The organism is Candidatus Effluviviaceae Genus I sp. (assembly GCA_016867725.1).
GTDB lineage: Bacteria > Joyebacterota > Joyebacteria > Joyebacterales > Joyebacteraceae > VGIX01.
This window is the reverse complement of record VGIX01000007.1, coordinates 27,419-50,914: the sequence shown is the minus strand read 5'-3', so window position 1 is coordinate 50,914 and position 23,496 is coordinate 27,419. Positions and strand designations below refer to the sequence as shown.

Genomic DNA, 23,496 nt, shown 5'->3' with positions numbered 1-23,496 from the left:
GGGCCGAACTAGCGCCCGATGACGGATACCTCAAGCGTGGCACGATGACGCGAGGCGCCGATGGCCTCCCGCGAGACGCACTCGAGCCCGACGACCGTCACGATGTCCGGTGTGGTCTCCAGAGCTCGCAGAAGCGACGCGAACCCCTGGTAGTTTCCCTCGAACTGCAGCTTGTAGCGACGCATCACGTAGTTTCCGAAGGGCTGCTCGCCGGCGGGCTCCACCTTCGTGAAGGCGAGGTTGAGCCGCTTCGCCTCGGCGCTCACGCCGGACAGGAACCGCTCGTCGCCCCTCGCGTTCTCGTCGAGCGGCTGGGGCAGGAACTGCCCGACCTTCGCGAGTTCGTGAGAGTGGCTCGCGAGGTAGCGCAGCTCCTGCTCGTACTGCTCGACGCGCTGGCGTGCCTCCGCGGCGGCGACGCGGCGCGGCCGTGCCACCTTCGCGTCCGCCACGATGAGCGTCAGCATCACGGCCAGCGCGACGACGATCTCGGGTCTAAAGCGAGCCTTCATGGGCTCCTCCCGTTCCGCCGGCCCCGACGTCGCCCGGCCCGACCCTCTGCACCTCGTCCGGGTGGGGCCCCGTAGGCTCGGCCGCCCCCGCGCCTTCGGAGAGCTGCAGGGCGCCCTCCGCCGGACAGAAGACGTCGAACTCCAGCACGTTGCCCGCCTCGTCCCGCAGCCACGTGGAGTCGATGAGCTTCGGATCGTGGAAGTGGCGCCCGAAGTACTCGTCGTCCCTGAGCGAGCCGAGGAACCTCATGAGCGCCGTGAGGCCGGCCTGCTCGCTTGCCGCCTTGAGTCTGCCCGTGAGCCGGAGCCCGGGCGTCCTCATCTGCGATCCCGGCGTGGCGCCCTCGGCGAGCTTGATCCGCGACAGCGTGATCTCGCTCGGCGTGGCCTCCGAGATGGACTGAAGCACGCGGCTCCACCGCACCTGCGCCGCGCGCATCCTGACGAGCTCGAGGTCCTCGCGCGTCATCGCGCCGCCCTGCTCGCTGAGGATCGCCGTGATCGCGTTCTCGGAGGCGCGCAGCCGCGTCTCGCCGACCGCGGCCGCCTGGTTGGACAGCCGCAGCGAGACAAGGAACAGCACGACCAGGGCCGCGTTCGTCGCGATCACGACGGCCAGGCCGGCGAACCGCCTCACCCTGCGCTCGGCTTCCGCCCTCCGCTCCCTGCCGGCCGGGTACATGTTGATCCTGAACAGCACGGCTACGACCTCCTCCTGGCAAGACCCGCGGCGAGGGCGAACCTCGCGCCCTGCGGCCGCAGCGGTGCGACGTCCTGACCCGCGGAGGCGAGCTTGGCCAGCGGGTCCAGGAGAGCGGTCTCGATGCCGGTCGCCTGCTGAAACGCCCCGGCGACGTCCTTGCAGAGCGAGCGGCCGCCGGAGAGGTAGATCCTGCCGATGGTCTCGCGCCCGGACTCGTTGTGATAGAACGTGAGCGAGCGGCGCGCCTCCTGGACCGCCGTCTCGAGCCACGGCTTGGCCGGTGCCTTGCCGCCCGAGCCGGCGATCAGCGGGACCGTCCTCGCGAAGAGGAGCCCCCCGCGCTTGTAGATACCGAGGTTGAGAGCGGTCTCCCCGAGGTCGCCGACGGCGACGGCCTGCTCGCCAAGGAGCCCCTCCTCGTCGGCCTCGTTGAGGATGGCGAGCGGCACGAGGTCCACGGTGTCCACTTCGAGCCCGACCGACGAGAGGAACGCGACGTGTTCGTCGACGAGCGTGCGCTCCACCGCCGTCAGCAGCACCCTCATCTGCGCTTCGTCGTCGCCGGCCTTCGACGCCCCGTCGAGCACCTGGAAGTCCAGGATGAACTCCGCGGCGCCGAACGGCACGTGCCGCCGGGCCTCCCACCTGATGGACTCCGCGAGCTCCTGCTTGGGCATCGAGGGAAAGCTCACGTGCTTGATGCTCACGCCGGGACCGCTCACGGCGGTCACGACGGGAACGCCCTCAGGGTGCTCCAAACCACACCCGGCGAGGGCCGCCTTCACGGCAGCGAGCTTCGCGGCCGCGGCGCCGTTGCCCGACGTGCCGGCCGGCTTGATCTCCTCGACCGCGGCCCCGAGCAGTCTGGTCCCTCCGCGCCCGTGAGACAGGCGGACGGCCTTCACGCTCGTCGAGCCGACGTCCAGCCCCACGACGGCATTGCCCAACCCACCGAACACGGCCCCCTCCTTCAGCTCAATACAGGGACTGGTTCCGACAGACGGCGGTCGAGGTGACGCGGATGCTCATGTCGTCACCGGTCACGCCGGTCGTTCCTCTGTTGTCGTAGAGGTCGAGCACGATGCCGACCTTCACGCCGTTTCCGGACGAGAACTGCAGCGCCGTCACCTTGTCCACGAGCACGACGCCAGCGGAGTTCCTGAGCTCGCCGTTCACGAGCGAGTACGAGACCATGAGGCTGTCCCCGGCAGCCGTCACGCGGTAGACGGACATGGAGCTTCCGCCTCCGCCGATCACGACGCGGCTGCCTCTCCTGATGTCGCCCAGGATGCGCTCGACCGCGTGGTCGGCGCCGCGCTGGAGGGCCAGCCGCGAGCCCGCCGTGCCCCACGCCTGCATGGAGGACAGGTACATCGCGATGACCGCGAGCGCCACGACCGACGAGGCGACGCCGGCGATCGTGAGCTCGACCAGCGTGAGGCCGGCCTCCCGCCGACCGCCGGGCGCGCGGAATGAGCGGCGCAGGTTCATCGGTTCACTCCCCCACCAGCGTGACGAGCCGGACCCGGTCGCGGGGCGCACCCTGCGGCCACGCCAGCCTGAGGTTCACGATCTTCGCCCGCACCGTCACGCCCATGGACGCCCAGGTGGTCTCGCGCACGGCCCACTGCATCGAGCCGGTGAGATCGTCCACCGTGGTCACCGTGCCCATGTCGTCCAGGACGACCGCGGGGTTCGTCGGGTGCGAGCCCACGCCCATGTGCACGCTCGTCCAGTCGGCGTCGGACCCCGTGGAGGCGTAGCCGGCGTACTTGAGCTCCTCGATCTTGCGCTCCGCCATCTTGAGAGCCACCCGTCGCTCGCCTTCCTGGTACACGCGCGAGCCTCCGCTCCAGAACATCTGGTAGACGAAGACGATGGCTATTGAGAACACGATCACGGCGACCATGACCTCAATCAGGCTCATGCCGGCTTCCCTCTGGATCCTCATCGAGTCCCTCTCGCTGCGCCCCGCAGCGCGGGGCGGCTGACGGGGCCGGGGCCCGAAGGCCCCGGCCCCCACAAGCCTACCAACCGGTCTCCGAGAACGAGCCCGATCCTGCGTTGCCGTTCGCGGCGTTCGCGCCCGCGTGCGTCCAGATGATCCGGCCCGTGGCGGGGCCCCAGCCACCTGTCACCGACGCGGTCACGACGAACCCGGTCGCCGCCTGGCCCGACAGCGCGTACGTGAAGTACCGCGCGTTCGCCATGTCGTCGGCCACCATGAAGTTCGTGGTCGTGCCGCCCACGTACGTGTTGTTGCGCTGGAAGTACGTGAGCGCGCCCGCCACGGTCGCGTCGATCACCGCGTACGCCTCGCTCTTCCTGCTCTCCTGGATGTAGTGCATGTACACAGGCACAGCGATGCCGGCGAGCACGAGGACGATGATCACGACGACCATGAGCTCGATCAGCGTGAAACCCTTGCGGTTTCTGAGAAGCCTCATTTGTTCACCTCCTTTCAGGCTCCGATGCATGCCTCAACCGACGGTCCTCACAGCCACTCGCATCCCGCCCGGTCCCCTGTGCCGGGCGCACATCACATCGACTGGCGGATCGCCCCGCCCAGGTGGAACACCGGCAGGAACATCGCCACCAGCATGAGCGCGATGAGCCCGCCGACCATCACGATGAGAAGCGGCTCGATGAGCGAGGCGAGGCCTTCGACCGACGCCTCGACCTGGTCGTCGTAGTGGTCCGACACCGTCGTGAGCATCTCGCCCAGACGGCCCGTCTCCTCGCCCGTCGTGATCATCTGAACGACGATCTCTGGGAAGATGCCCGCGGCGCGGAACCCGAGCGAGAGCCCGGCGCCGCGCGACACGTGCCGCGCGATGTCCTGCGACGCGCGCTCCACGACCTCGTTGCCCGCGGTCTCCCCCGCGAGCTCGAGCGCGTCGATGATGGGCAGGCCGCTCTCGACGAGCACGCCCAGCGTCCGCAGGTACTTCGCGATGACGACCTTCTGGATGATCGCCCCGAAGATGGGCATCCTCAGCTTGAACGAGTCGAGCGAGAGCCGGCCGGCCGGAGTCCGCCGCAGCGCCCGGTGCGCGATGAGGAGCGCAAGGAGCAGGACGGGCAGCAGCCAGAAGTGCCGGCCGAGCGCGTGGCTCACGGCGATCACCATCTTGGTCGGACCGGGGAGGTTGGCGCCCAGCGAGTCGTAGATGTTCGCCATGAGCGGCACGATGCGCAGCATGAGAACGATCGTCGCGAGGACGGCGAACCCGACCACGAACATCGGGTAGGTCATCGCCGCCTTGACCTTCCGCTTGATCGCCTCGGTCCGGTTCATGTACTTCACGAGGTGCCCGAGGATGACGCCGAGCGTTCCGCTGCGCTCGCCCGAGCGCACCATGCTCACGTACACCTTCGAGAACACGCTCCCGTGCTTCGCCATCGCGTTGGAGAGCGTCTCTCCGCTTTCGATGTCGGTGGCGACGCGCACCAGCGCGTCCGAGAAAGCGCGGTTCCGCTCCTCCCTCGCCAGGCCGTACAGGGCGCGGATGACCGGGAGCCCGGCGTTGAACATGGCCGCGAGCTGCTTGGTGAAGAGCGCGACGACGCCCGTCGAGACCGGCATCCCGAAGAGCACGCGGCTTCCGGAGAGCCGCTCCTTGATGCCTTCCTTCGCCTCGCGGATCGACAGCACGACGTATCCGTCGCGGTGGAGCACGTCGACGGCGGCCTCGGCCGACTCCGCGTAGACGACGTTCGCGGTCCTCGCGCCGTGCGTGCTCTTGGCTTCGTACTCGAATCGTGCCACGTGGTCACCTCACCCAGGGATGGCTCAGATGAGCTCGGTGCAAACGCTCAGGGCCTCTTCCACGGTCGTGATGCCCTGTTTCACCTTCGTGATCGCGTTCTGCCGGAGCGTGACGAACCCGAGCTCGACGGCGCGCCTTCGGACCGCGTCCGCGGACGCGCGCGCGATGACCATGTCGCCCAGCTCGGGCGACAGGTCGAGCAGCTCGAACACGGCCGTGCGGCCCCGAAAGCCGCGCCCGCGGCACTGCTTGCAGCCGGCGCCCTGCAGGAACGTCGTCCCCCGAAGGTCCGCCTCGCCGAGCGCGCGCACAACCGAGGGGTCGGGCTCGTACTTCGTCGCGCAGTCCGGGCAGATCTTCCTGACAAGGCGCTGCGCCATCACGAGATGAACGGCGCTCGCCACGAGGTACGGCTCGATGCCGATGTCCACGAGCCTCGTTGCCGTCGCCGGCGCGTCGTTGGCGTGCACCGTGCTGAGCACGAGGTGGCCGGTGAGCGCCGAGCGGACGGCGAGCTCGGCGGTCTCGAGATCCCGGATCTCGCCGATCATGATGACGTCCGGGTCCTGCCGGAGCAGTGACCGCAGGCCCGTCCCGAACGTGAGTCCGGCCTTCCGGTTGATGGTCACCTGGTTGATGCGCTCGAGGTGGTACTCGACCGGGTCCTCGAGCGTCGTGATGTTCTTGCCGACGCGGTCGAGCTCCTTCATCCCGGAGTAGAGCGTGCTCGTCTTGCCCGACCCGGTCGGGCCGCTCACGAGCACCATCCCGTAGGGCCTTCGGATGCCCCTCAAGTACGTCTCGAGCATCTCGGGCTCGAACCCGAGGTCCTCGAGCCGCACCGTCCCGCCCGACTTGTCGAGAAGGCGCATCGCGACCTTCTCGCCGTACACGGTGGGCAGCGTGGAGACGCGCACGTCCACGGCGCGGCCGTCGAACGAGAGCGTGAAGCGCCCGTCGAGGGGCACGCGCCGCTCGGAGACGTCCATGTCCGAGAGGATCTTGATGCGCACCACGATGGCCTCGTGGAAGTCCTTGGGCGGCGTGGCCGAGTCATACAGCATGCCGTCCACGCGGTAGCGGACCACGGTCCTGTCGGGCAGCGGCTCGATGTGAATGTCGGTCGCCCGCTCCGCGAGCGCCTGGCTCAGGACGAGGTTCACGAGACGGACGATCGGCGCGTCCTCGGCGCGGTTCCGGAGTTCCTCCTCGTTCATCTCCCCCGCGCTCGTCGCGGACTCGGTCTCGAGCTGGAGCTTCGCCCCGGCGATGACCTCCTCCATGTGCCGGCCGGCCGTGGCGCTCCGGTACGCCGTCGCGATGGCCTCTTCGATCTCGCTGCGGGAGCCCACCTCGGGCTTGATGGTCTTCCCGGTGGCCACGCGGATGTCGTCGATGGCGACGAGGTCGAGCGGGTTCGCCATCGCGACCGTGAGAACGCCCCCGTCGAGCTCGACGGCGAGCGCGACGTGATGACGCGCCATGTGCTCGGGGATCGTGAGGATGACCTCGGGCTCGACGGCGGTCACGCGGGCGAGATTGAACGTGGGGATGTCCAGCTGCTCGGAGAGCGCGCGGACGATCTCGGGCTCGGTCGCGAGCCCGAGACCCACGAGCGCCTCGCCCAGCCGCTCACCGGTCGTGCGCTGACGCTCGAGCGCCTTCGCGAGCCCCGCCTCGTCGACGATGCCCGACTCGACGAGGAGCGTGCCGAAGCGCCTGCCGGCGTAGGACAGCCTGTTCTCCGGCACGCGCCCGCCCTCCTGTGCGGTTCCCGACACCCGACCGGCCACGGTCCTTCCCTTCGCTAGCCCTGCTGACCCTGCACTCGCGTCCACGACGCGAGAATGTACCCGCCCGTCACCGGATAGCCGGGCGGCGACTGCCCCGCGAGTCTGGGATCAAAGTGGTAGCGCTTGTTGTATCCGGACACGACGCCGCCGTTGTGCCTGAAGGTGCCGATGGCGCCGAACGACTTCTGTGCGATCCCGCCGTAGACCATGAGGTCGCCGCGCGGACTCCCCCGGTTGTAGTTCTCGGCGGTGAACGAGCTGTCGAGCGCCATGATGTGCGCGTGGATCTCGCAGTTGTTCCGGTTGGCCGCGTTGTCCTGTACGATGACGTTCTTCGCCGAGCAGATCCCGAGGAGGTCATCGCACCCCTGATTCGGGCCGCTGCCCGGCGTCGAGTTCCGGTACCGCACGTCGTCAGTGATGGTGACGTTCCCCGCGCAGCCGAGCGTGAGCTGGCCGTCGAGCGTGCCCTTGAGGTCCACGGGGCTCCCGAACCACGCCACGCCGTTGGTGTTCGCGATGCTCACCGACGTCCAGGAGGTCCAGGAGTACCGGTTGCCGCTGGTCCTCCTGTACGCGCGGTAGCTCAGGTACCCGTGCTGGCCGTTCCTCGCGAGTTCCACCTCGTACTTCGCGTTCGGCCCGTTGAGGGTCCCGCAGTTGATCCCGCCGGCGGCCGCCTTGCTGCTCAGGTCGGCCATGAACGCCGCAGACGTGGGGAGCGGGACCTCCGGGACGCCCAGCTCATAGCCGCCCATGAACGTGGGCGTGCTGCCCTGGTAGACGATCATGTTGTCCCTCGACGAGGTCACCTTCATGCCGAACCAGGGGCTCCCGCTCACCTTCAGGTGGCCGTTGACGTGCACGCGCCCGTCGAGCGTGTCGCCGGTGGCGAACCACACGTCGTCGGAGTGGTGCGCGTAGAACAGGTACTGGGCGAAGGTCTCGTTCCTGATGATGCCGCGGACCGTCGCCGTCGCGCCGCCGACGCTGCCCGTGGACTCGACCGCGTACTCGTGCACCCACGGGTTGAACGCGGACCGGCGCGTGACGCCGACGGTGTAGGTTCCGCCGCCGACCGTGACGGGGTTGAGCGTGAAGTCCGTCGGGTACGTCGCGGGACTCTGCGACGCAAGCCCCTCAAGCACCGACCTCCCATGCACGAGCCCCGACTCGGCGAGGTAGAACGCCCGAGCCGTGTCTACGGCGTTCTGCACCAGGTCGCCCTCACCGACGCCGAGCGTGAAGAGCGCCACGCCGAGCAGCAGGACGGCCGACACGATGGCCATCACCGTGACCAGCGCGACGCCGGTCTGGCTCGAGAGGGCCCGTGCGGCGAGGCCGCCCTCCCGCTGCTTCTTCGTCGTCATGGTCACAACTCCGGCGGGACGACTTCCCGCCACGTCGTCTGGATGTACTTCCCCGTCGGGGGGAACCCCGGCGGCGACATGCTCATGAGGCGCATGTCGTAGTGGTAGTCCTTGCTGTAGCCGTGGATGATCCCGCCGCCGTGCTGGAACTGGCCGATGGCGCCGACCTTCTTCTGGGCGAACCCGCCCCAGATGGTCAGGTCACCTCTCGGCGACCCCTGATCGTAGTTCCGCGCCCCGAACGACTTGTCGAGCGCGATCATGTGCGCGTGGATCTCGCAGTCGGCGAGGTTCGGCGCGCTGTCCCACACCACGACGTTCTTGGCGGACACGAGTCCGAGGATGTCGTCGCAGCCCGGGTTCGGCCCGTGCCCAGGCGTGGAGTCGAGGTACAGGAGGTTGTCCATGATGTTGATGTCGCCGGTGGAACCGATCGTGATCTGCCCGTCGAGCGTCCCCTTGATGTCCACCGGCGCGCTGAGCCACGCGATGCCGTTCGTCGAACCGATGACGACGTTCGTCCACCCGCTCCACTGGTATGAGCCGCTGACGAGACGGTAGGCGCGGTAGCTCACGGTGCCCATGTTGCCGTTCCTGCCGAGCTCGACCTCGTACTTCGCGTTCGAGCCGGAGAGCGGGGCCCCGTAGATCCCGCCGGACTGCGAGTAGGACGACAGCGTCGCGATGAGATTGGCCGGCGCCGGCAGCGGGATGGGGTCAACGCCCAGCTCGTAGCCGCCCGCGAAGGTCGGCGTGCTGCCCTGGTACATCGTGAAGCTGCTCGCGGTCGAGGTCACCTTCATGCCGAACCACGGAGCGCCGCTGATGTACATGGTCCCGTTGACGTGCACCCTTCCGTGAAGGCTGTCGCGGCTCGTGAACCAGATCTGGCTGGGCTCGTCGGCGTAGTAGACGTACTGCGCGAAGGTCTCGTTCTGGAGCCGCGCCCGCACCTGGCGCACGGCGCCGTCCACCGCGGCGGTCGAGACGACGTCGTACGACGTGACCCACGGCCCCCCCGAGGCCACCTTCGTGATCGTGACGTCGTACTCGCCTCCGCCGAGCCACTGGTCGTTGAACGCCCCGCTCGCGGGAAACGACGGCGGGTCCTGCTGAGCGAGGGCCTCGAGCCACGACTTCGCCCGGTCGAGACCGGCCTCCGCCAGGTAGAAGGCTCGCACGGAGTCCACGCGATGCTCGACGATGCCGCTCTCACCACCTCCAAGAACGAAGAGCGCGACCCCGATGAGCAGCACCGCGGCGACGATGGCCAGCACGATGACCAGGACGCCGCCGCGCTCGGGCCTGGGCCCGGCGTTGCGGCGACGGCAATGGCCGAATCGGCCGGCGGCCGATGGAGTCTCGCGCGTACGCATGGACTGCGTGCACCCCCCCTGCCGCGTCCCCCCGCGGCCTGGTCCAGGAAGCCCACTGGCCTTCTGCAACTTCCATGCCATGGAGGGGCTGTCCTGCGGGGCGTGCAGGCGCGTGCGACGGCCGCGTCCGATCCCGCTCAAGAGGCCTTCTTGACCACGTGTGTGTTGGGTGTTCCGGGGTTCAGACCGGGCGAGTGCGGCAAGGCCGGCGGCCGCGCATCAGCAGGGGAAGCGTCGCGAGAAGCGCGGCCAGCGTGAGGGCGCCCCACCCGACGACGTCGCCGAGCAGGGCGTAGGGAGTCCGCGAAGAGACGAGGGGCAGGTCGCCCACGAGGACGCCCCGCTCGAAGATCCCGAGCCGCGAGACGGTGCGCCCGTAGGGATCCACGAGCAGAGAGACGCCGCTGTTGGCGCTGCGCGCGAGGCTCCTCCGGTTCTCGATCGCGCGCATGACGGCCATGGAGGCGTGCTGGAAGGGCATCGAGGTCCTTCCGTACCACACGTCGTTCGTGACGTTCACGAGGAGCGTCGCACCGCGCGCCACGAACCCGGTCACGAGCCGCGGGAAGATGGACTCGAAGCAGATGAGCGCGGCGGCGTCCACAGGCCCGGCGCTCAGAACGACGCGCTCCGTCCCGGGGCTGAAGTCGGCCTCGCCGAAGTCCACGGTGCGAAGCGCCGGGATGACGGTCTCGAACGGGATGAACTCGCCGAACGGCACGAGGTGGATCTTGTCGTAGCGACCCACGGGGTCGCCCAGGGGGCTCACGAGCACGACGGCGTTGTACGCGCGGAACCCGCGGTGCGCCTCCGGGTCGTCCCGCATGTCGGGAAACCCCGTGAGCACCCACGACCCCGTCTCGCGCGCCACGGACGCCACCTTCTCCATGTCCTTGGGCTCTCGGGAGAGGTAGCTCGGCGCGGCCGTCTCCGGCCACACGATGAGGTCGGGCCGCAACCCCGCGGCCTCGAGCGAGAGCTCGCGGAGCACGCGGAAGCTCTCGTCGCGGAACTCGGCGTCCCACTTCTTCTTCGCGTCGATGTTCGGCTGCACGACGGCGATGCGCGCCGTGGGCATGCCGCGCGCCGCCGCGCCGACCGGCGCGCGCGCCAGCACGAGCGAGCCGTGAGCGACGGGGAGCGCGACAAGGACAACGAGCCACGCGACGGCGCGAGCGCGACGCGTGACGCCTGCCGCCGCCTCGAGAACGAGCGCGCTCCCGAGCGCGAACCACAGCGACACGCCGAAGAGCCCGGTGATCGATGCGAACTGGATCGCCCGGGGCCACGCGACGCCCGCGTATCCGAGCGCCCCCCACGTGAAGCCGAGCACGCCGAGCGAGCGGAGCTGCTCGCACGCGACCCACAGAACCGGCAGGCTCACCCAGTCCGGCACGCGCGTCCTCCCGCGCACCCAGTACGCCGCCGCCGAGAAGAGCCCCCAGTACGAGGCCTGCAGGAGAACGAGCAGGACGAGCGGGCCCGACATGAGCACGGGGTTGTCCATGTCGAGCGAGGAGAGGTTGACGAGCCAGTAGAGAAGCGGAGCGAAGAACGCGATGCCCGCGATGAGCCCCGGGCGGAAGGCGCTCCAGAAGCCCGTGGGCCGCGTGCCGCGAAGCACCCAGAGGAGAGGCACGAGGCCGACGAACGCGGCGGGGAGCAGGTCAACGGGCGGGAACGCGAGCACGAGGCACCCGCCGCCGAGTGCCGCGAGCAGAAGCTCGCGCGGACCGGCGGGGCGGGACGCCTCGCTCGAACGGCCGCGGCGCGCCACGTCTCCCCCTACGCCCCGAACTTCAGGAGCCTCCCGGCGTGCGCCATCATGAGCGGCATGAGGTCCACGGCGCGCACGGTGCCGAGGCCGCCGGCGAGGCACTGCGACTCCCCGAACGCGCGCACGGCGTCGCGCCGCGCGGACTTCGCCCGAAGCACCACCGGAACCGGATGCCAGCTGTGCGATGCGAGTGCCGACGGGGTCGAGTGGTCGCCGGTGACGACGAGAACGTCCGGCCCAAGCGCGACGAGCGACGGCACGAGGGCGTCAAGCCGCTCGGTCGCGGCCACCTTGGCATCGAAGCTCCCGTCCTCGCCAGTGGAGTCCGTCTTCTTGAAGTGCACGAAGAAGAAGTCGAAGTCCGCGAACGCCCTGCCCACCGCCGCCGCCACCTCCCCCGGCGGCGCCGCGTCGAGCACCGTCATCCCCACGAGCCCGGCGACGCCGCGATACATCGGGTACTCGGCGACGGCGGCGGCGCGCATCCGGTAGCGCTCCCCGAACGTCGGGATCGGGTCGCGCGCTGCGATGCCGCGGAGCGTGACGGCGTTGGCCTTCGGCTCGGCCTTCAGCATCTCTCGCGCGCGCTCGACGAAGAGCGTCAGAAGCTCCGCGGTCCGCCTCTGGCCGGGGTCCGTCGCCGTCAGCGGAAGCGGCGGCACGCCCGTGCGCTGCGGGTCGGTGTCGTTGAGACCGCCCGCGAGCCCATCGCCCCTCAGCACGGCGACCGCGCGGTGCTCCTTCACGGGGCGCACGAAGAGCCGGACGCCGGGAAGCTCGATCGCATCGAGCCTCGAGCACAGCTCGACGCACTTCTCGTTCGAGATCCTCCCCGCCCGCCTGTCGGTGATGCGCCCGTGGGCGTCCACCGTCGCGAAGTTCAGGCGCGCGGCCACGTCGCCCGCCTTGAGCTCGAACCCGATGCCGAGCGCCTCGAGCACCCCGCGGCCGATCAGATAGCGCACCGGGTCGTACCCGAAGAGCGCCATGTGCGCCGGGCCGCTTCCCGGCGAGATGCCAGGCGCGATCGGCACGTGCAGCCCCGTCACGCCCTCGGCCGCCAGCGCGTCGAGATTCGGCGTCCGCGCCGTCTCGAGCTCGGTGAGCCCCGTCGTGGGGTGCGGCAGTCCGCCGAGCCCGTCGGCGACGACGAGCACGATCTTCCCGCCGGTCGGCGTGGCGACCGCCTCGATCAGCTTCCCGTGGTCCATCGTTCCTCCCGGCGCATCAGGCCTGCTCCGCCCCGCGCTCGTCCGTCTCGACGCCGCTGCCGCCTCCCGCCTCGTACTTCGCGAGGAACGCGGCGCGCCACGCTCCAAACCGGCCCTCGACGATCGCGGCGCGCATGTCGCGCATCATCCCGAGATAGAACGCGAGGCTGTGGAACGTCGCGAGCCGCGCCGCGAGCATCTCCTCTGCGGCGAAGAGGTGCCGCACGTACGCGCGGGTGAACTGCCGGCATACGGCGCAGCCGCAGTCGGGGTCCAGCGGCGTGTGGTCGCGGGCGCACGCCGCGTTCTTCACGACGAGCCTGCCGCTCGACGTGAACACGGACCCCTTGCGCGCGTTCCGCGTCGGCATCACGCAGTCGAACATGTCGACACCCTGCGCGACCGAGCCGACGATGTCCTCGGGGAAGCCCTGCCCCATGAAGTAGCGCGGCCTCTCCCGGGGCAGCTCGGCGATCACCACGTCCACCATCTCGCGCATCGCGCCCTTCGGCTCGCCGACCGCGAGGCCGCCGATCGCGTAGCCCGGGAGCCCCATGTCGGCGAGCGCCCGCGCCGCGTCGCGGCGGAGGTCGGCGTAGGTCGCGCCCTGCACGATGCCGAAGAGCGCCTGCTCCGCGTGGCCGCCCGGCCCCTCTGCGCCCTGCTCCGCGCGCTCCTCCTCTGGCCCGGCGCCCGGCGGCGGCTGGTCGGAGACTCGCGACGCCTCCCAGGCCGCTTTCGCCCGCTCGGCCCACGCGAGGGTCAATCGGTGCGACCGCTCCGCGTAACGGCGCTCCGCAGGATACGCCACGCACTCGTCGAGCGCCATGACGATGTCGGCGCCGAGGTCGCGCTGGAGGCCGACGTTCTCCTCGGGCGTCATGAAGTGCCGCGAGCCGTCGATGTGCGACTGGAACTCGAGCCCGTCGTCCGTGACGCGGTTGAGCCGAGCGATGCTGAAGATCTGAAAGCCCCCGCTGTCGGTGAGGACCGCGCGGTCCCAGCCCATGAACCGGTGGAGCCCGCCGGCCTCCCGCACGATCTCCAGCCCGGGGCGAAGGAACAGGTGGTACGCGTTCGAGAGGACGATCTCGGCGCCCAGCTCGCGCAGGTCCGCGGGCGCGAGCGCCTTGACCGTCGCCTGCGTGCCCACCGGCATGAACACGGGCGTCTTCACGACGCCGTGCGGCGTCACGAGCTCGCCCGCTCGCGCCCTGGTCTCCCGGTCCTCCGCGACGACGCGGAACTCGAACATGCACAACCCTCTCGGGACGCCTGTGGGCGTGGCCACCTGACCGCCCCGCCGTCAGAGGATCAGCATCGCGTCGCCGTAGCTGTAGAAGCGGTAGCGCTCGCGGACGGCCTCGCGGTACGCGGCGAGGACGGCCTCGCGCCCGGCGAACGCCGAGACTAGCATGAGGAGGGTCGACCTCGGGAGATGGAAGTTCGTGATGAGAGCGTCCGTGCAGCGAAAGCGGTGGGGCTCGCGGATGAAGAGGTCGGTCGCGCCCGCGCCCGCGGCCACGCGGCCGTCCGCCCCCGCCACGGTCTCGAGCACCCGCACGGCCGTGGTGCCCACCGCGACAACGCGCCCACCCGCCGCCCGCGCCTCGTTGATCGCGGCAGCGGCCTCGTCCGACACGGCGTAGCGCTCCTCCTCCATCGGGTGCTCGCCCGGGTCCTCGGCGACCACGGGCCGGAACGTCCCGAGCCCGACGTGGAGCACGATGCGCGCGACGCGGACGCCCGCGTCGCATGCCCTGGCGAGGAGCGCCTCAGTGAAGTGGAGCCCCGCCGTCGGCGCCGCCACGGCGCCGGGGACCGTCGCGTAGACGGTCTGGTATCGCTCGCGGTCGCTCTCGTCGGGCTCGCGCTCGATGTACGGAGGCAGGGGCACCGTCCCGATCCGCTCGAGCGTCGCGGCGAGGTCGGGGCCCACGTCGAACTCGACCTCGCGCTTGCCGCCGGGTGCCGCCCGCACCACGCGCGCGGCGAGTTTCCCCGCGCCGAACTCGAGCGTCGCCCCGGGCCTCACGCGCGCGCCGGGCCGCACGAGCGCTTCCCAGCGCCCGGGCCCGAGCTCCCGCAGGAGGAAGACCTCGACGCGCCCGCCCGTCCCTCGCTTCTTGCCGAGGAGCCGCGCGGGGATGACGCGGCTCTCGTTCACGACCAGAAGGTCGCCGCGACGGAGGTAGTCGAGCACGTCGGCGAACGCGCGGTGCTCCAGCGCGCCGCCGTCTCGGCGAAGCACCAGGAGCCGGGAGCCGTCTCGCCGCTCGGCGGGGCGCTGCGCGATGAGCTCCTTCGGAAGCTCGTAGTCGTAGTCGGATGTCCTCATGCGGCCTTGCGGTACCTCTCCCACTCGCTGAAGACGCATCCGCAGTACTGCTGGCGGTACATCTCGCGCGCCTTGGACTCGCGCACGCCGTCCATGACCCGGGGCCGGAAGTCCCGATACAGGAACTCGATCCCTCGGGCGCGCGACGCCTCCTCGCCCGCCCGTCGGATCGCCTCGTGGTCCTGCTGCGTGCTCACGAGCATGGTCGTCGTGAACGCGTCGAACCCGAGCGCTGCCGCAAGCTCGGCCGCGCGGTCAAGCCGCATCCTGTAGCAGATCGGGCAGCGCTCGCCCTCGTGGAAGACGACCGCGCGCAGGAACTCGATCAGGCCGTAGGGGTCCTCGTGGGCGATCCGCACGCCGGCGTCCGCCGCGGCCGCCCGCGCGGCGCCGAGCCTGCGCTCGAACTCCGTGAACGGGTGGATGTTCGGGTTGACGAACGCGGCCTCGACATCGTGCCCTTCCGCGAGAAGCTCGCGCATGGGCACGATCGCGCACGGCCCGCAGCAGATGTGGAGGAGAACTCGCATCGCGCCTGCGGTGGCGGAGGCTTCCATCCGCCCCGGCCACCATCCCAGCAGCCCGCTACAGCAGCGTGCCCTGCTCCCCGCCGCTCTTCGGGCTCCCGAAGTACTCGAACGCCGCCGGCGTGGCCTCGCGCCCGCGCGGCGTGCGCTTGAGCAGCCCCTCCTGGATGAGGAACGGCTCGTAGATCTCCTCGATCGTCTCCGACTCCTCGCCGACGGCCACGGCCAGGCTCTTGACGCCGACCGGGCCCCCGCTGAACCGGAAGATGACGACCTCCATGATGCGCCGATCCATCTCGTCGAGCCCGCGCTCGTCCACCTCGAGCTTGAGGAGCGACTCGTGCGCCACCGTCGCGGTCACGCGCCCGTCCCCCTCGACCTCCGCGAAGTCCCGCACGCGCCGCAGCAGCCGGTTCGCGATGCGCGGCGTCCCGCGCGCGCGCCGCGCGATTTCGAGCGCGCCCCCGTCGTCGACGGGCACGCCGAGGATGCGCGCGGAGCGCAGCACGATCTCGGCCAGCTCCGGGGGCGCGTAGTAGTTGAGACGCTGCGACACGCCGAAGCGCGACCGGAGCGGCGAGGTCAGAAGCCCCGCCCGCGTCGTCGCGCCCACGAGCGTGAAGTGCTCGAGGTTCAGCCTCACGCTCCGCGCCGCCGGCCCCTTGTCGAGCACGATGTCCACGGCGTACTGCTCCATGGCCGGGTAGAGGTACTCCTCCACCACGTGCTGGAGCCTGTGGATCTCGTCGATGAAGAGGACGTCGCCGCGCTTGAGGTTCGTGAGAATGCCCGTGAGATCGTACGCGCGCTCGATGACGGGCCCCGACGTCGCGACGAGCTCGGTGCCCATCTCCGTCGCGATGATGTGGGCGAGCGTGGTCTTCCCGAGTCCGGGCGGCCCGTAGAAGAGGCAGTGGTCGAGCGGCTCGCCGCGCTTCTTCGCCGCCTCGATGAAGACCCTCAGGTTGTCCTTGATGGTCTTCTGCCCGACGAACTCAACGAACGCCGACGGGCGGAGCTCCCTGTCGTACCGGAGGTCCTCCGGCGAGACGCGCGGCGTGGTCACGCGCGGGACGCCCGGGTCGCCCATGCTCCGTTCCCCCCAGCGCTATCCGGACTTCCGGAGGGCGCGCTTGATGACCTCCTCGATCGGGAGGTCGCAGCCTGCCTCGCGCCGCACCCGCAGGACCGCCTCGCGCGCCGACGCGCGCGTGAGCCCGAGTTGCACGAGCGCCGCAACGGCGTCGCCGGCCTCCTCGCGGCCGGCCCCCTCACCGCCCCCGATCGAGCTCACGTCCATCCCGGAGAACTTCTCCTTGAGCTCGACGATCATGCGCTGCGCCGTCTTCTTGCCGATGCCCGAGACGCTCGTGAGAAGCCCCAGGTTCTCGTCGATCACCGCGCGGTGGAAGACGTCGGGCGACAGCCCGGAGAGCGCCGCAAGCCCGAGCTTCGGGCCGATGCCCGTGACGCCGATCAGCGCGCGGAAGATCTCGCGCTCCGCGGACGTGAGAAACCCGTACAGCTCGAGCGCGTCGTCCCGGACGATGAGGTGCGTGAGAAGCCGCGTCCTGGTTCCCGTGTCGGGCAGGCCTCGGTACGTCGAGAGCGGCACGGCCGCGCGGTAGCCCACACCGCCCACGTCGAGGACGACGTCCGACGGCCGCTTCTCGATGAGCGTCCCCTCGAGCACGGAGATCATCCGGCAGACACCCTCGCCGTCTTGTGGATGTGGCACACCGCGACCGCCACCGCGTCCGACTCGTCCTCCGCGATCTCGGGCGCGCCGAGACCGAGGAGTCTCACGACCATCGCGGCCACCTGCTCCTTCGTCGCCGAGCCGATGCCCACGACGGACTTCTTCACCTCTCTCGGGGCGTACTCGAAGATCGGAACGCCCGCGGCGGCCGCGGCGAGCAGCGCGACGCCCCGCGCGTGGCCGAGCTTCAGCGCGGCGCCGACGTTCCTCGCCTGGAAGACGTTCTCGACGGCGACGTGGTCGGGGCGAAAGCGCTCGATGCGCGAGACGATCTCTGCGTGGATCCTCGTGAGGCGTTCCGGAAGGGGCGTCGCCGATGAGCTGCGGACGCTCCCCCACCACAGGGCCCGCATCCCGTCCTCGTCGAGGGCCACGACGCCGAGCCCGGTCACGATGGTCCCGGGGTCGATGCCGAGGACAACGAGCTTCGCCGGCACGGCGCTATCCTTCGTCCTTGATCGCGGCCAGGACCTCGTCGGGGATGTCGAAGTTGGCCGAGACGCTCTGGACGTCGTCGTGGTCCTCGAGCGCCTCCATGAGCTTGAGCACCTTGCGGGCGTCGTTCTCCTCGAGCCGCACCGCCGTGCTCGCGACGCGCGCGAGCTCGGCGTGCTGCACGGTCACGCCCGCCTTCTCGAGCGCCTCGCGAACGGCCGAGAAGCTCTTGGGGTCCGTCGTGATCTCGAAGGTCTCACCCTCGTCGGAGATGTCCTGCGCGCCGGCCTCGAGCGCGATCTCGAGCAGGCTGTCCCCGTCGTTGCCGGCGGACGGCACGGAGATGACGCCCTTCTGCGAGAAGATCCACGCGACGCTTCCGCCCTCGCCCAACCGGCCCGCGTGCCGCATGAGGATGTGCCTGATCTCGCCGACGGTGCGGTTCTTGTTGTCGGTGAGGACGTCCAGCATGAGCGCCACGCCGGCGGGTCCGTACGCCTCGTACACGATCTCCTCGTAGCGCGCGCCTTCCACCTGCCCGGAGCCCTTGGCGATCGCCTTGTCGATCTTGTCCTTGGGCATGCTGATGTCGCGCGCGGCCTGCACGGCCGCCCGGAGGCGGATGTTCGTGCTCAGGTCGGGCCCGCCGCTCCGCGCCGCGACCTCGATGAGGCGCGCCTGCTTGTTGAAGATGCGGCCGCGTTTGGCGTCGATCGCGGCCTTCTTGTGCTTGATGGTGTGCCACTTCGAGTGACCGGACATCCGGGACCCTCCTCTGACGGAACCGCCCGACGAGGCGCGGGCTACTCGTCTTCCTCCTGCACCTTCCCGGCCTCGGCGACGACCTTGGCCTGAACGTCCGGCGGCGCATCCTCGTAGTGGGAGAACTCCTGCTCGCAGAACCCCCTGCCTCCGGTCATCGAGCGGAGGTGCGTCGAGTACTTGTAGAGCTCCGAGAGCGGCACGTTGGCCTTCACGACCTGGTAGCGGCCCTCCTGCCCCGTCTCACGGATGCGGCCGCGGCGCGACGAGATGTCGCTCATCACATCGCCCATGAACTCGTCCGGCACGCGGACCGTGAGCAGGTAGATGGGCTCGAGAAGCACCGGCTTCGCGTTCGCGGCGGCATCTCGGAACCCGAGCGAGCCGGCCATCTTGAACGCCATTTCCGACGAGTCGACCGGGTGCATCTTGCCGTCGTACACGGCGACCCGGACGTCCACCACGGGATACCCGGCGATGACGCCCCTCGACATCCGCTCGAGGACGCCCTTCTCCACGGCCGGGATGAACTTCTGCGAGATCGAGCCGCCGACGATCTCGTCGACGAACTCGAAGCCCGCGCCGCGCTCGCGCGCCTCGACCCTGAGCCACGCCACGCCGAACTGCCCGCGGCCGCCCGTCTGCTTCTTGTACTTCCCCTCAGCCTCGGCCTTGCCCTTCAGCGTCTCGCGGTAGGCGATCTTCGGCTTCTCGGTCTCGACCTCGACCCCGAACTTGTCCTTGAGCTTCTCGATCATCACATCGAGGTGCAGATCCCCCAGCCCCGAGATGATCGTCTGCCGTATGACGGGATCGAAGACCATCGTGAACGTCGGGTCCTCCTCGTGCAGCTTGGAGAGCCCGCTGTTGATCTTCTCCTCGTCGGCCTTCGACTTGGCGCGGACCGCGACGGAGAGCACCGGCTTCGGGAACTCGACGCCGGGGAAGACGATCGGGGCGTTCTTCAGGCAGAGCGTGTCACCCGTCGAGGTGTTCTTGAGCTTCACGACGGCGGCGATGTCGCCGGCCGACAGCGACTCCATCTCCTTGCGCTCGCGGCCGGTCATCGCGTGGATGGGGCCCATGCGCTCGCCCTCGTCCTGCGTCGCGTTCAGGACATCGTTCCCCGCGCTCACCGTCCCGGAGTACACGCGGATGAACGAGAGCTCACCGACGTGCTGCTCGGCGACCGTCTTGAAGACAAACGCCGAGAACGGGCCGTTGGGATCGCAGGCTCGCTCCTCGGGCGAGTCCGACCCCGGCTTCGTGCCCCTGGCGGGACCGACGTTCGCCGGCGACGGCAAGATGCCCACGAGGAGGTTCATGAGGGGCTCGATGCCGACGCGGGACGGCGCGGCCATCGCGACGACGGGCACGACGCTCGCCTGTCGGACTCCGGCGCGCAGGCCGTCCATGATCTCCTCGGCGGAGAGAGGCTCCTCGTTGAAGAACTTCTCCATGAGTTCTTCCTTCGACTCCGCCGCCGCCTCGATGAGGCGGGCCCGCCACTCGGCGACCTCGTCGGCCATGCCCGCGGGCACATCCTGCTTCTTGGTGGCGCCCGACTTGTCGACCACGTACGCCTTCTGCTCGACGAGGTCCACGACGCCTTCGAGCTTGTCGGCGGATCCTATCGGCACGATGACCGGCGCAACGCGGGCCCTGAGCGTCTCGGCGCAGGCTTCGACGCACGCGCGGAAGTCGGCGTGCTCCTTGTCCATCTTGCTCACCGCGACGATCCGGGGAAGGGCGTGCTGCTCGAGATACTGCCAGACGAGCTCGGTCCCCACCTCCACGCCCGACGGCGCCGCGACGACGACCACCGCTCCGTCGGCCACGCGAAGGCCCGCGCGCATGTCGCCGGAGAAGTCCGCATACCCTGGGCAGTCGAGCACGTTGAGCTTCGTGCCGTGCCAGTCGCAGTGGCCCACGCCCAGGTTGATGCTGATCTGCCGGCGCTTCTCGTTCTCCGCGTAGTCCAGCGCCGACGACCCGTCCTGGACGCTTCCCATCCTCTGCAGAGCCCCTCCCGCGAAGAGGATCGCCTCGGAGATGGTGGTCTTGCCGGCGCCCCCGTGGGCCACGACGGCTATGTTCCTGATCTTGTTGGGAGACGGTGACTTCATGTTCGGTCCTTCCGGAGGGTGCCCCGAGGGCCTTCGTCGCTTCCGATTGCACTATGACAAACGTGAGAGGGTAGCAGTCCCTCCCCGGGCCAGTCAACCCGAAAGTCCGACATGCCCCTTGCCACCAGGGCGCGCGCATGGTATCGTCAGGCGTCACGCGCGGGCCGCCTCGGCGCCCGTCGCTCGTCGTTGCCATGTCTCCGGGAATCGCCAGGGGGTTTCGCATGCTTGCCGCCCTCCGCTCGAACACGAAGGCCATCCTGTGGATCGTCGTGGTGGCTTTCCTCGGTTTCACGTTCGCCGTCTGGGGCAAGGGAGTCCAGCGATCTCGCTCCGGCCCGTCCAAGGGCGTCATCGGGCGCGTGGGCGCCGCCTCCGTCCGCTATCAGGACTACGCGGACGCCCTCCGGTCCAACCTGAAGGCCTACGCCGACCAGGCCGGCGCGCAGGTGACCGACGAGATCCGGGCGGCCATCGAGGACCAGACCTGGCAGGCGCTGGTGCAGCAGGCGCTCATCGATCAGGAGATCGAGAGGCTCGGCATCAACGTCTCTGACCAGCACGTCTTCGAGATCCTGTGGAACAACCCGCCCGACGTCGTGCTGAGATCGCCGGCGTTCCAGAAGGAGAACGGCCAGTTCGACTTCGACCTCTACCACCGCGAGATCCAGCTGCATCCGGAGCGGTGGGAGGGCGTGGCCGAGTACTACCGGAGGGTCCTCAAGGAGCAGGTGCTCCAGCAGGAGATCCAGGCGGCCGCGTTCGTCAACGAGAACGAGGTGTGGAGCGAGTACATCACGCGCAACCAGAAGGTCGCCGTGTCGTACGTTGTGGTCGATCCGGCGTCCGTCCCGCTCGACGACGTCATGCCGTCCGACGACGAGGCCCGCGCGTACTTCGCGCAGCACAAGGCCGAGTACGAGCGTCCGCCGATGGCGTCGCTCGTGTTCGTGCGGTTCCCCAGGACTCCGACGAGGGACGACGAGCAGGACGTGATCGCGCGACTCGAGGACATCGCCGACGCGGTCCGCGACGGCGAGGCGTTCGGAGACCTGGCGAAGGTGTACTCCGAGGACCCGACCGCCCAAGCCGGCGGCGACCTCGGCACCATGCGAGGCGACGCGATGCCCCCGGGGTTCGCGGAGGCCACGCAGGCGCTCGCCGTCGGCCAGGTCAGCCAACCGTTCAGGACTGACGCCGGGTACTACATCGTGCAGGTCGAGGACAGGAGGCGGGCGGGCGGCGAGACCGAGGTCAGGCTGCGCGGGATCCTCATGCGCGTCCGAGCCAGCGAGCAGACGCTCGCGGCGATCGAGGACGCGGCGGTGCAGCTGCTCACTCGCGCGAAGAGCGCCGGACTCGCGCAGGCCGCGGACAGCCTCGGGCTGCGGGCCGACAGGACCCCCCGCTTCCCGGAGGGCAGGAACGTCCCGGGCATCGGGAGCGCCCCGACGGCCGTCGCGCTCGCCTTCCAGGAGCGCGCCGGGTTCCTCTTCGGGCCGATGACGACGAACGACGCCGTCTACGCGTTCGAGGTCGCAGAGAAGACGAAGAAGGGCGTTCCGACGTACGACGAGCTTGAGGCGGAGGCGAAGGCCACGGGCGGCGTGAACCCCGTCAAGCTCGCGCTGGCGGCGCGACGGCAGGGCGAACGGGCGCTCGCGATCGCGACCGAGATCGCCGGCGCCGTTCGCTCGGGCAGGACCCTGGAAGAGGCAGCGGCGCAGTACGGCACGACCGTTCGACAGACCGCGCCGTTCTCGCGGCGCGACTTCGTGCCCGGAGTCGGCCGCGGCAACGAGGCCATCGGGGCGAGCTTCAGCCTGCCCGTCGGGACCGTCACGGGGCCCGTGAAGACGGAGAGCCCGGAGCGGTACTTCGTCATCCAGGCCGACGAGCAGATCGCGGCCAGTCAGGACGGCTTCCAGGCGCAGCGCGTCGAGATCGGGAACCAGCTCCTTCAGCGGAGACGGCAGGAGCTTCTGTCGGCCTGGATGGACGGCCTGACGAGGCGGACGAAGATCGAGGACTACCGGGACATCTACTTCGCGTCCGGCGGTCGGGAGCAGCAGCCGCCGAGCGTGGGGTACGGATACTAGGAGCCGCCCGACGAGGTCCCGAGATAGCGGGCGTGGTCGGCCCCGACGATGAGGACGACGTCAACGAGCGGCGTGTCCGGGATCTGCTGGATCACGCCGCCGGTTCCGATCAGGCGGGCGACATGGCGTGCAACGCCGGTGTCGCCCGCTCTGTCTATGACGATGCTCTGCGCGTAGTCCGGCCGGTCGGCGTTCCGGTAATCCACGACGTCGAACCCGTGCGATCGAAGGAGCTTCGCCGCACGGAGGCCGAGACCCTCGACCCCGCAGCCGTTGAGCACGAGCACGGTGGTCGGGACGTCGCGCGACGCGCTGGACTCGAAGAGCCCGTAGTACGTGAGCGCGAAGAACGCGACGGCGCCGATGAGAACCACCGCGCCGATCGTGTAGGTGAACGAAGCCCCGCGCCCGCCGCCCCGGCGCCTGTCTCGCTTCCGGCTCATCCCCCGCCTCCGAGTTCCGCGTCAGCGGCCCGGAACTTCGCCAGGGTGTCCCCGAGCGACTCCGGGATCACGCGCGTCCCGCCCACGACCGGCATGAAGTTGGTGTCCCCTTCCCATCGCGGCACGAGGTGCACGTGCACGTGCCCCGGAACGCCGGCGCCCGCGCAGTGGCCGAGGTTCACGCCGACGTTCATCCCCTGGGGCGCGAGGGCCCGCGCGACGATCCGCTCCGCCCTCGCCACGGCCTCGATGAGGTCGCCGCGCTCGTCGCGCGAGAGCTCTGAGAGCGTCGCGGCGTGCCGGAGCGGCGCGACCATGAGGTGCCCGTTGTTGTACGGGTACGCGTTGAGGAGCGCGAACGACAGGCCGGTCCTGAAGACGATGAGGCTCCGGTCGTCATCGCCGGCGCGCGGCTTGTCGCAGAAGATGCAGCCGCCGGGCTTGTCGGACATGAGGTACTCCATTCTCCACGGAGCCCACAGCGTGTCCACGAAG

General features: G+C 69.8%; 23 protein-coding genes. 1 reads left to right on the top strand and 22 read right to left on the bottom strand.

Going from position 1 to position 23,496, the window contains the following annotated elements; all coding sequences use genetic code 11:
- Nucleotides 1-8 precede the first annotated feature (8 nt).
- The 20 genes from pilO to fusA all read right to left on the bottom strand — a co-directional run bounded on the left by pilO (nucleotide 9) and on the right by fusA (nucleotide 20,459).
- Nucleotides 9-512 carry a type 4a pilus biogenesis protein PilO gene (gene pilO, locus FJY74_03435; GenBank protein MBM3307356.1) on the bottom strand — a complete coding sequence of 168 codons (504 nt, stop codon included), beginning with the start codon at nucleotides 510-512 and terminating at the stop codon, nucleotides 9-11.
- Nucleotides 496-1,212 carry a hypothetical protein gene (locus tag FJY74_03430; protein ID MBM3307355.1) on the bottom strand — a complete coding sequence of 239 codons (717 nt, stop codon included), beginning with the start codon at nucleotides 1,210-1,212 and terminating at the stop codon, nucleotides 496-498. Before FJY74_03430 ends, pilO begins: the two co-directional genes overlap by 17 nt.
- 2 nt (nucleotides 1,213-1,214) lie before the next feature.
- Complete coding sequence (gene pilM, locus FJY74_03425) at nucleotides 1,215-2,174, bottom strand: pilus assembly protein PilM (GenBank protein ID MBM3307354.1); 960 nt, start codon at nucleotides 2,172-2,174, stop codon at nucleotides 1,215-1,217.
- Nucleotides 2,175-2,190: 16 nt separating this feature from the next.
- A complete protein-coding gene (locus FJY74_03420) occupies nucleotides 2,191-2,706 on the bottom strand; it encodes a hypothetical protein (GenBank protein ID MBM3307353.1) in 516 nt (171 codons plus the stop codon).
- A gap of 4 nt (nucleotides 2,707-2,710) precedes the next feature.
- Nucleotides 2,711-3,166, bottom strand: a complete 456-nt coding sequence (locus tag FJY74_03415; GenBank protein MBM3307352.1) for a type II secretion system protein — start codon at nucleotides 3,164-3,166, stop codon at nucleotides 2,711-2,713.
- A 76-nt stretch (nucleotides 3,167-3,242) separates the two neighbouring features.
- Nucleotides 3,243-3,662 carry a prepilin-type N-terminal cleavage/methylation domain-containing protein gene (locus tag FJY74_03410; GenBank protein MBM3307351.1) on the bottom strand — a complete coding sequence of 140 codons (420 nt, stop codon included), beginning with the start codon at nucleotides 3,660-3,662 and terminating at the stop codon, nucleotides 3,243-3,245.
- Nucleotides 3,663-3,754: 92 nt separating this feature from the next.
- A complete protein-coding gene (locus tag FJY74_03405; protein MBM3307350.1) occupies nucleotides 3,755-4,984 on the bottom strand; it encodes a type II secretion system F family protein in 1,230 nt (409 codons plus the stop codon).
- A gap of 24 nt (nucleotides 4,985-5,008) precedes the next feature.
- The gene (tadA, locus tag FJY74_03400; protein ID MBM3307349.1) at nucleotides 5,009-6,736 is read right to left on the bottom strand and encodes a Flp pilus assembly complex ATPase component TadA; all 1,728 of its coding nucleotides are present in this window, start codon (nucleotides 6,734-6,736) and stop codon (nucleotides 5,009-5,011) included.
- A gap of 56 nt (nucleotides 6,737-6,792) precedes the next feature.
- On the bottom strand, nucleotides 6,793-8,148 hold the full coding sequence (locus FJY74_03395; GenBank protein ID MBM3307348.1) for a DUF4900 domain-containing protein: 1,356 nt from the start codon (nucleotides 8,146-8,148) through the stop codon (nucleotides 6,793-6,795).
- A gap of 2 nt (nucleotides 8,149-8,150) precedes the next feature.
- Nucleotides 8,151-9,524, bottom strand: a complete 1,374-nt coding sequence (locus FJY74_03390; GenBank protein MBM3307347.1) for a DUF4900 domain-containing protein — start codon at nucleotides 9,522-9,524, stop codon at nucleotides 8,151-8,153.
- A gap of 181 nt (nucleotides 9,525-9,705) precedes the next feature.
- The gene (gene lnt / locus FJY74_03385; protein MBM3307346.1) at nucleotides 9,706-11,301 is read right to left on the bottom strand and encodes an apolipoprotein N-acyltransferase; all 1,596 of its coding nucleotides are present in this window, start codon (nucleotides 11,299-11,301) and stop codon (nucleotides 9,706-9,708) included.
- A gap of 8 nt (nucleotides 11,302-11,309) precedes the next feature.
- The gene (locus FJY74_03380) at nucleotides 11,310-12,512 is read right to left on the bottom strand and encodes a 2,3-bisphosphoglycerate-independent phosphoglycerate mutase (protein ID MBM3307345.1); all 1,203 of its coding nucleotides are present in this window, start codon (nucleotides 12,510-12,512) and stop codon (nucleotides 11,310-11,312) included.
- Between the two features lie 16 nt (nucleotides 12,513-12,528).
- Nucleotides 12,529-13,773 (bottom strand): tRNA guanosine(34) transglycosylase Tgt, encoded by a 1,245-nt coding sequence (gene tgt / locus FJY74_03375; protein ID MBM3307344.1) that lies wholly within the window; start codon nucleotides 13,771-13,773, stop codon nucleotides 12,529-12,531.
- Between the two features lie 45 nt (nucleotides 13,774-13,818).
- Entirely contained in the window at nucleotides 13,819-14,850 is a 1,032-nt protein-coding gene (gene queA, locus FJY74_03370; protein MBM3307343.1) for a tRNA preQ1(34) S-adenosylmethionine ribosyltransferase-isomerase QueA, read from the bottom strand.
- Nucleotides 14,847-15,380 carry an epoxyqueuosine reductase QueH gene (locus FJY74_03365; protein ID MBM3307342.1) on the bottom strand — a complete coding sequence of 178 codons (534 nt, stop codon included), beginning with the start codon at nucleotides 15,378-15,380 and terminating at the stop codon, nucleotides 14,847-14,849. The genes queA and FJY74_03365 overlap by 4 nt, the downstream gene beginning before the upstream one ends.
- A 55-nt stretch (nucleotides 15,381-15,435) precedes the next feature.
- Nucleotides 15,436-16,467 carry a Holliday junction branch migration DNA helicase RuvB gene (ruvB, locus tag FJY74_03360; protein ID MBM3307341.1) on the bottom strand — a complete coding sequence of 344 codons (1,032 nt, stop codon included), beginning with the start codon at nucleotides 16,465-16,467 and terminating at the stop codon, nucleotides 15,436-15,438.
- Between the two features lie 18 nt (nucleotides 16,468-16,485).
- Nucleotides 16,486-17,079 (bottom strand): Holliday junction branch migration protein RuvA, encoded by a 594-nt coding sequence (gene ruvA / locus FJY74_03355; protein ID MBM3307340.1) that lies wholly within the window; start codon nucleotides 17,077-17,079, stop codon nucleotides 16,486-16,488.
- Entirely contained in the window at nucleotides 17,076-17,573 is a 498-nt protein-coding gene (gene ruvC / locus FJY74_03350; protein ID MBM3307339.1) for a crossover junction endodeoxyribonuclease RuvC, read from the bottom strand. The genes ruvA and ruvC overlap by 4 nt, the downstream gene beginning before the upstream one ends.
- Nucleotides 17,574-17,577: 4 nt before the next feature.
- Complete coding sequence (locus FJY74_03345; protein MBM3307338.1) at nucleotides 17,578-18,333, bottom strand: YebC/PmpR family DNA-binding transcriptional regulator; 756 nt, start codon at nucleotides 18,331-18,333, stop codon at nucleotides 17,578-17,580.
- Nucleotides 18,334-18,374: 41 nt separating this feature from the next.
- Nucleotides 18,375-20,459, bottom strand: a complete 2,085-nt coding sequence (gene fusA / locus FJY74_03340; GenBank protein ID MBM3307337.1) for an elongation factor G — start codon at nucleotides 20,457-20,459, stop codon at nucleotides 18,375-18,377.
- Between the two features lie 224 nt (nucleotides 20,460-20,683).
- Between fusA and FJY74_03335 the strand changes: the two genes are divergently transcribed.
- Nucleotides 20,684-22,558, top strand: coding sequence for a SurA N-terminal domain-containing protein (locus tag FJY74_03335; protein MBM3307336.1), 1,875 nt, complete (start codon nucleotides 20,684-20,686; stop codon nucleotides 22,556-22,558).
- On the opposite strand, the gene FJY74_03330 is transcribed toward FJY74_03335, so the two are convergent.
- Both FJY74_03330 and FJY74_03325 read right to left on the bottom strand, forming a co-directional pair.
- Entirely contained in the window at nucleotides 22,555-23,001 is a 447-nt protein-coding gene (locus FJY74_03330; protein ID MBM3307335.1) for a LytR C-terminal domain-containing protein, read from the bottom strand. The genes FJY74_03335 and FJY74_03330 overlap by 4 nt on opposite strands.
- Nucleotides 22,998-23,492 carry an HIT domain-containing protein gene (locus FJY74_03325; GenBank protein ID MBM3307334.1) on the bottom strand — a complete coding sequence of 165 codons (495 nt, stop codon included), beginning with the start codon at nucleotides 23,490-23,492 and terminating at the stop codon, nucleotides 22,998-23,000. Before FJY74_03325 ends, FJY74_03330 begins: the two co-directional genes overlap by 4 nt.
- Nucleotides 23,493-23,496: the final 4 nt, after the last annotated feature.

Coding starts and splice junctions, on each gene's coding strand:
- FJY74_03415 (MBM3307352.1), bottom strand. CDS start 3,166: ATGAGGATCCAGAGGGAAGCCGGCATGAGCCTGATTGAGGTCATGGTC.
- FJY74_03330 (MBM3307335.1), bottom strand. CDS start 23,001: ATGAGCCGGAAGCGAGACAGGCGCCGGGGCGGCGGGCGCGGGGCTTCG.
- FJY74_03365 (MBM3307342.1), bottom strand. CDS start 15,380: ATGCGAGTTCTCCTCCACATCTGCTGCGGGCCGTGCGCGATCGTGCCC.
- ruvA (MBM3307340.1), bottom strand. CDS start 17,079: ATGATCTCCGTGCTCGAGGGGACGCTCATCGAGAAGCGGCCGTCGGAC.
- queA (MBM3307343.1), bottom strand. CDS start 14,850: ATGAGGACATCCGACTACGACTACGAGCTTCCGAAGGAGCTCATCGCG.
- FJY74_03410 (MBM3307351.1), bottom strand. CDS start 3,662: ATGAGGCTTCTCAGAAACCGCAAGGGTTTCACGCTGATCGAGCTCATG.
- FJY74_03345 (MBM3307338.1), bottom strand. CDS start 18,333: ATGTCCGGTCACTCGAAGTGGCACACCATCAAGCACAAGAAGGCCGCG.
- ruvB (MBM3307341.1), bottom strand. CDS start 16,467: ATGGGCGACCCGGGCGTCCCGCGCGTGACCACGCCGCGCGTCTCGCCG.
- pilO (MBM3307356.1), bottom strand. CDS start 512: ATGAAGGCTCGCTTTAGACCCGAGATCGTCGTCGCGCTGGCCGTGATG.
- FJY74_03390 (MBM3307347.1), bottom strand. CDS start 9,524: ATGCGTACGCGCGAGACTCCATCGGCCGCCGGCCGATTCGGCCATTGC.
- FJY74_03380 (MBM3307345.1), bottom strand. CDS start 12,512: ATGGACCACGGGAAGCTGATCGAGGCGGTCGCCACGCCGACCGGCGGG.
- FJY74_03420 (MBM3307353.1), bottom strand. CDS start 2,706: ATGAACCTGCGCCGCTCATTCCGCGCGCCCGGCGGTCGGCGGGAGGCC.
- fusA (MBM3307337.1), bottom strand. CDS start 20,459: ATGAAGTCACCGTCTCCCAACAAGATCAGGAACATAGCCGTCGTGGCC.
- FJY74_03335 (MBM3307336.1), top strand. CDS start 20,684: ATGCTTGCCGCCCTCCGCTCGAACACGAAGGCCATCCTGTGGATCGTC.
- FJY74_03395 (MBM3307348.1), bottom strand. CDS start 8,148: ATGACGACGAAGAAGCAGCGGGAGGGCGGCCTCGCCGCACGGGCCCTC.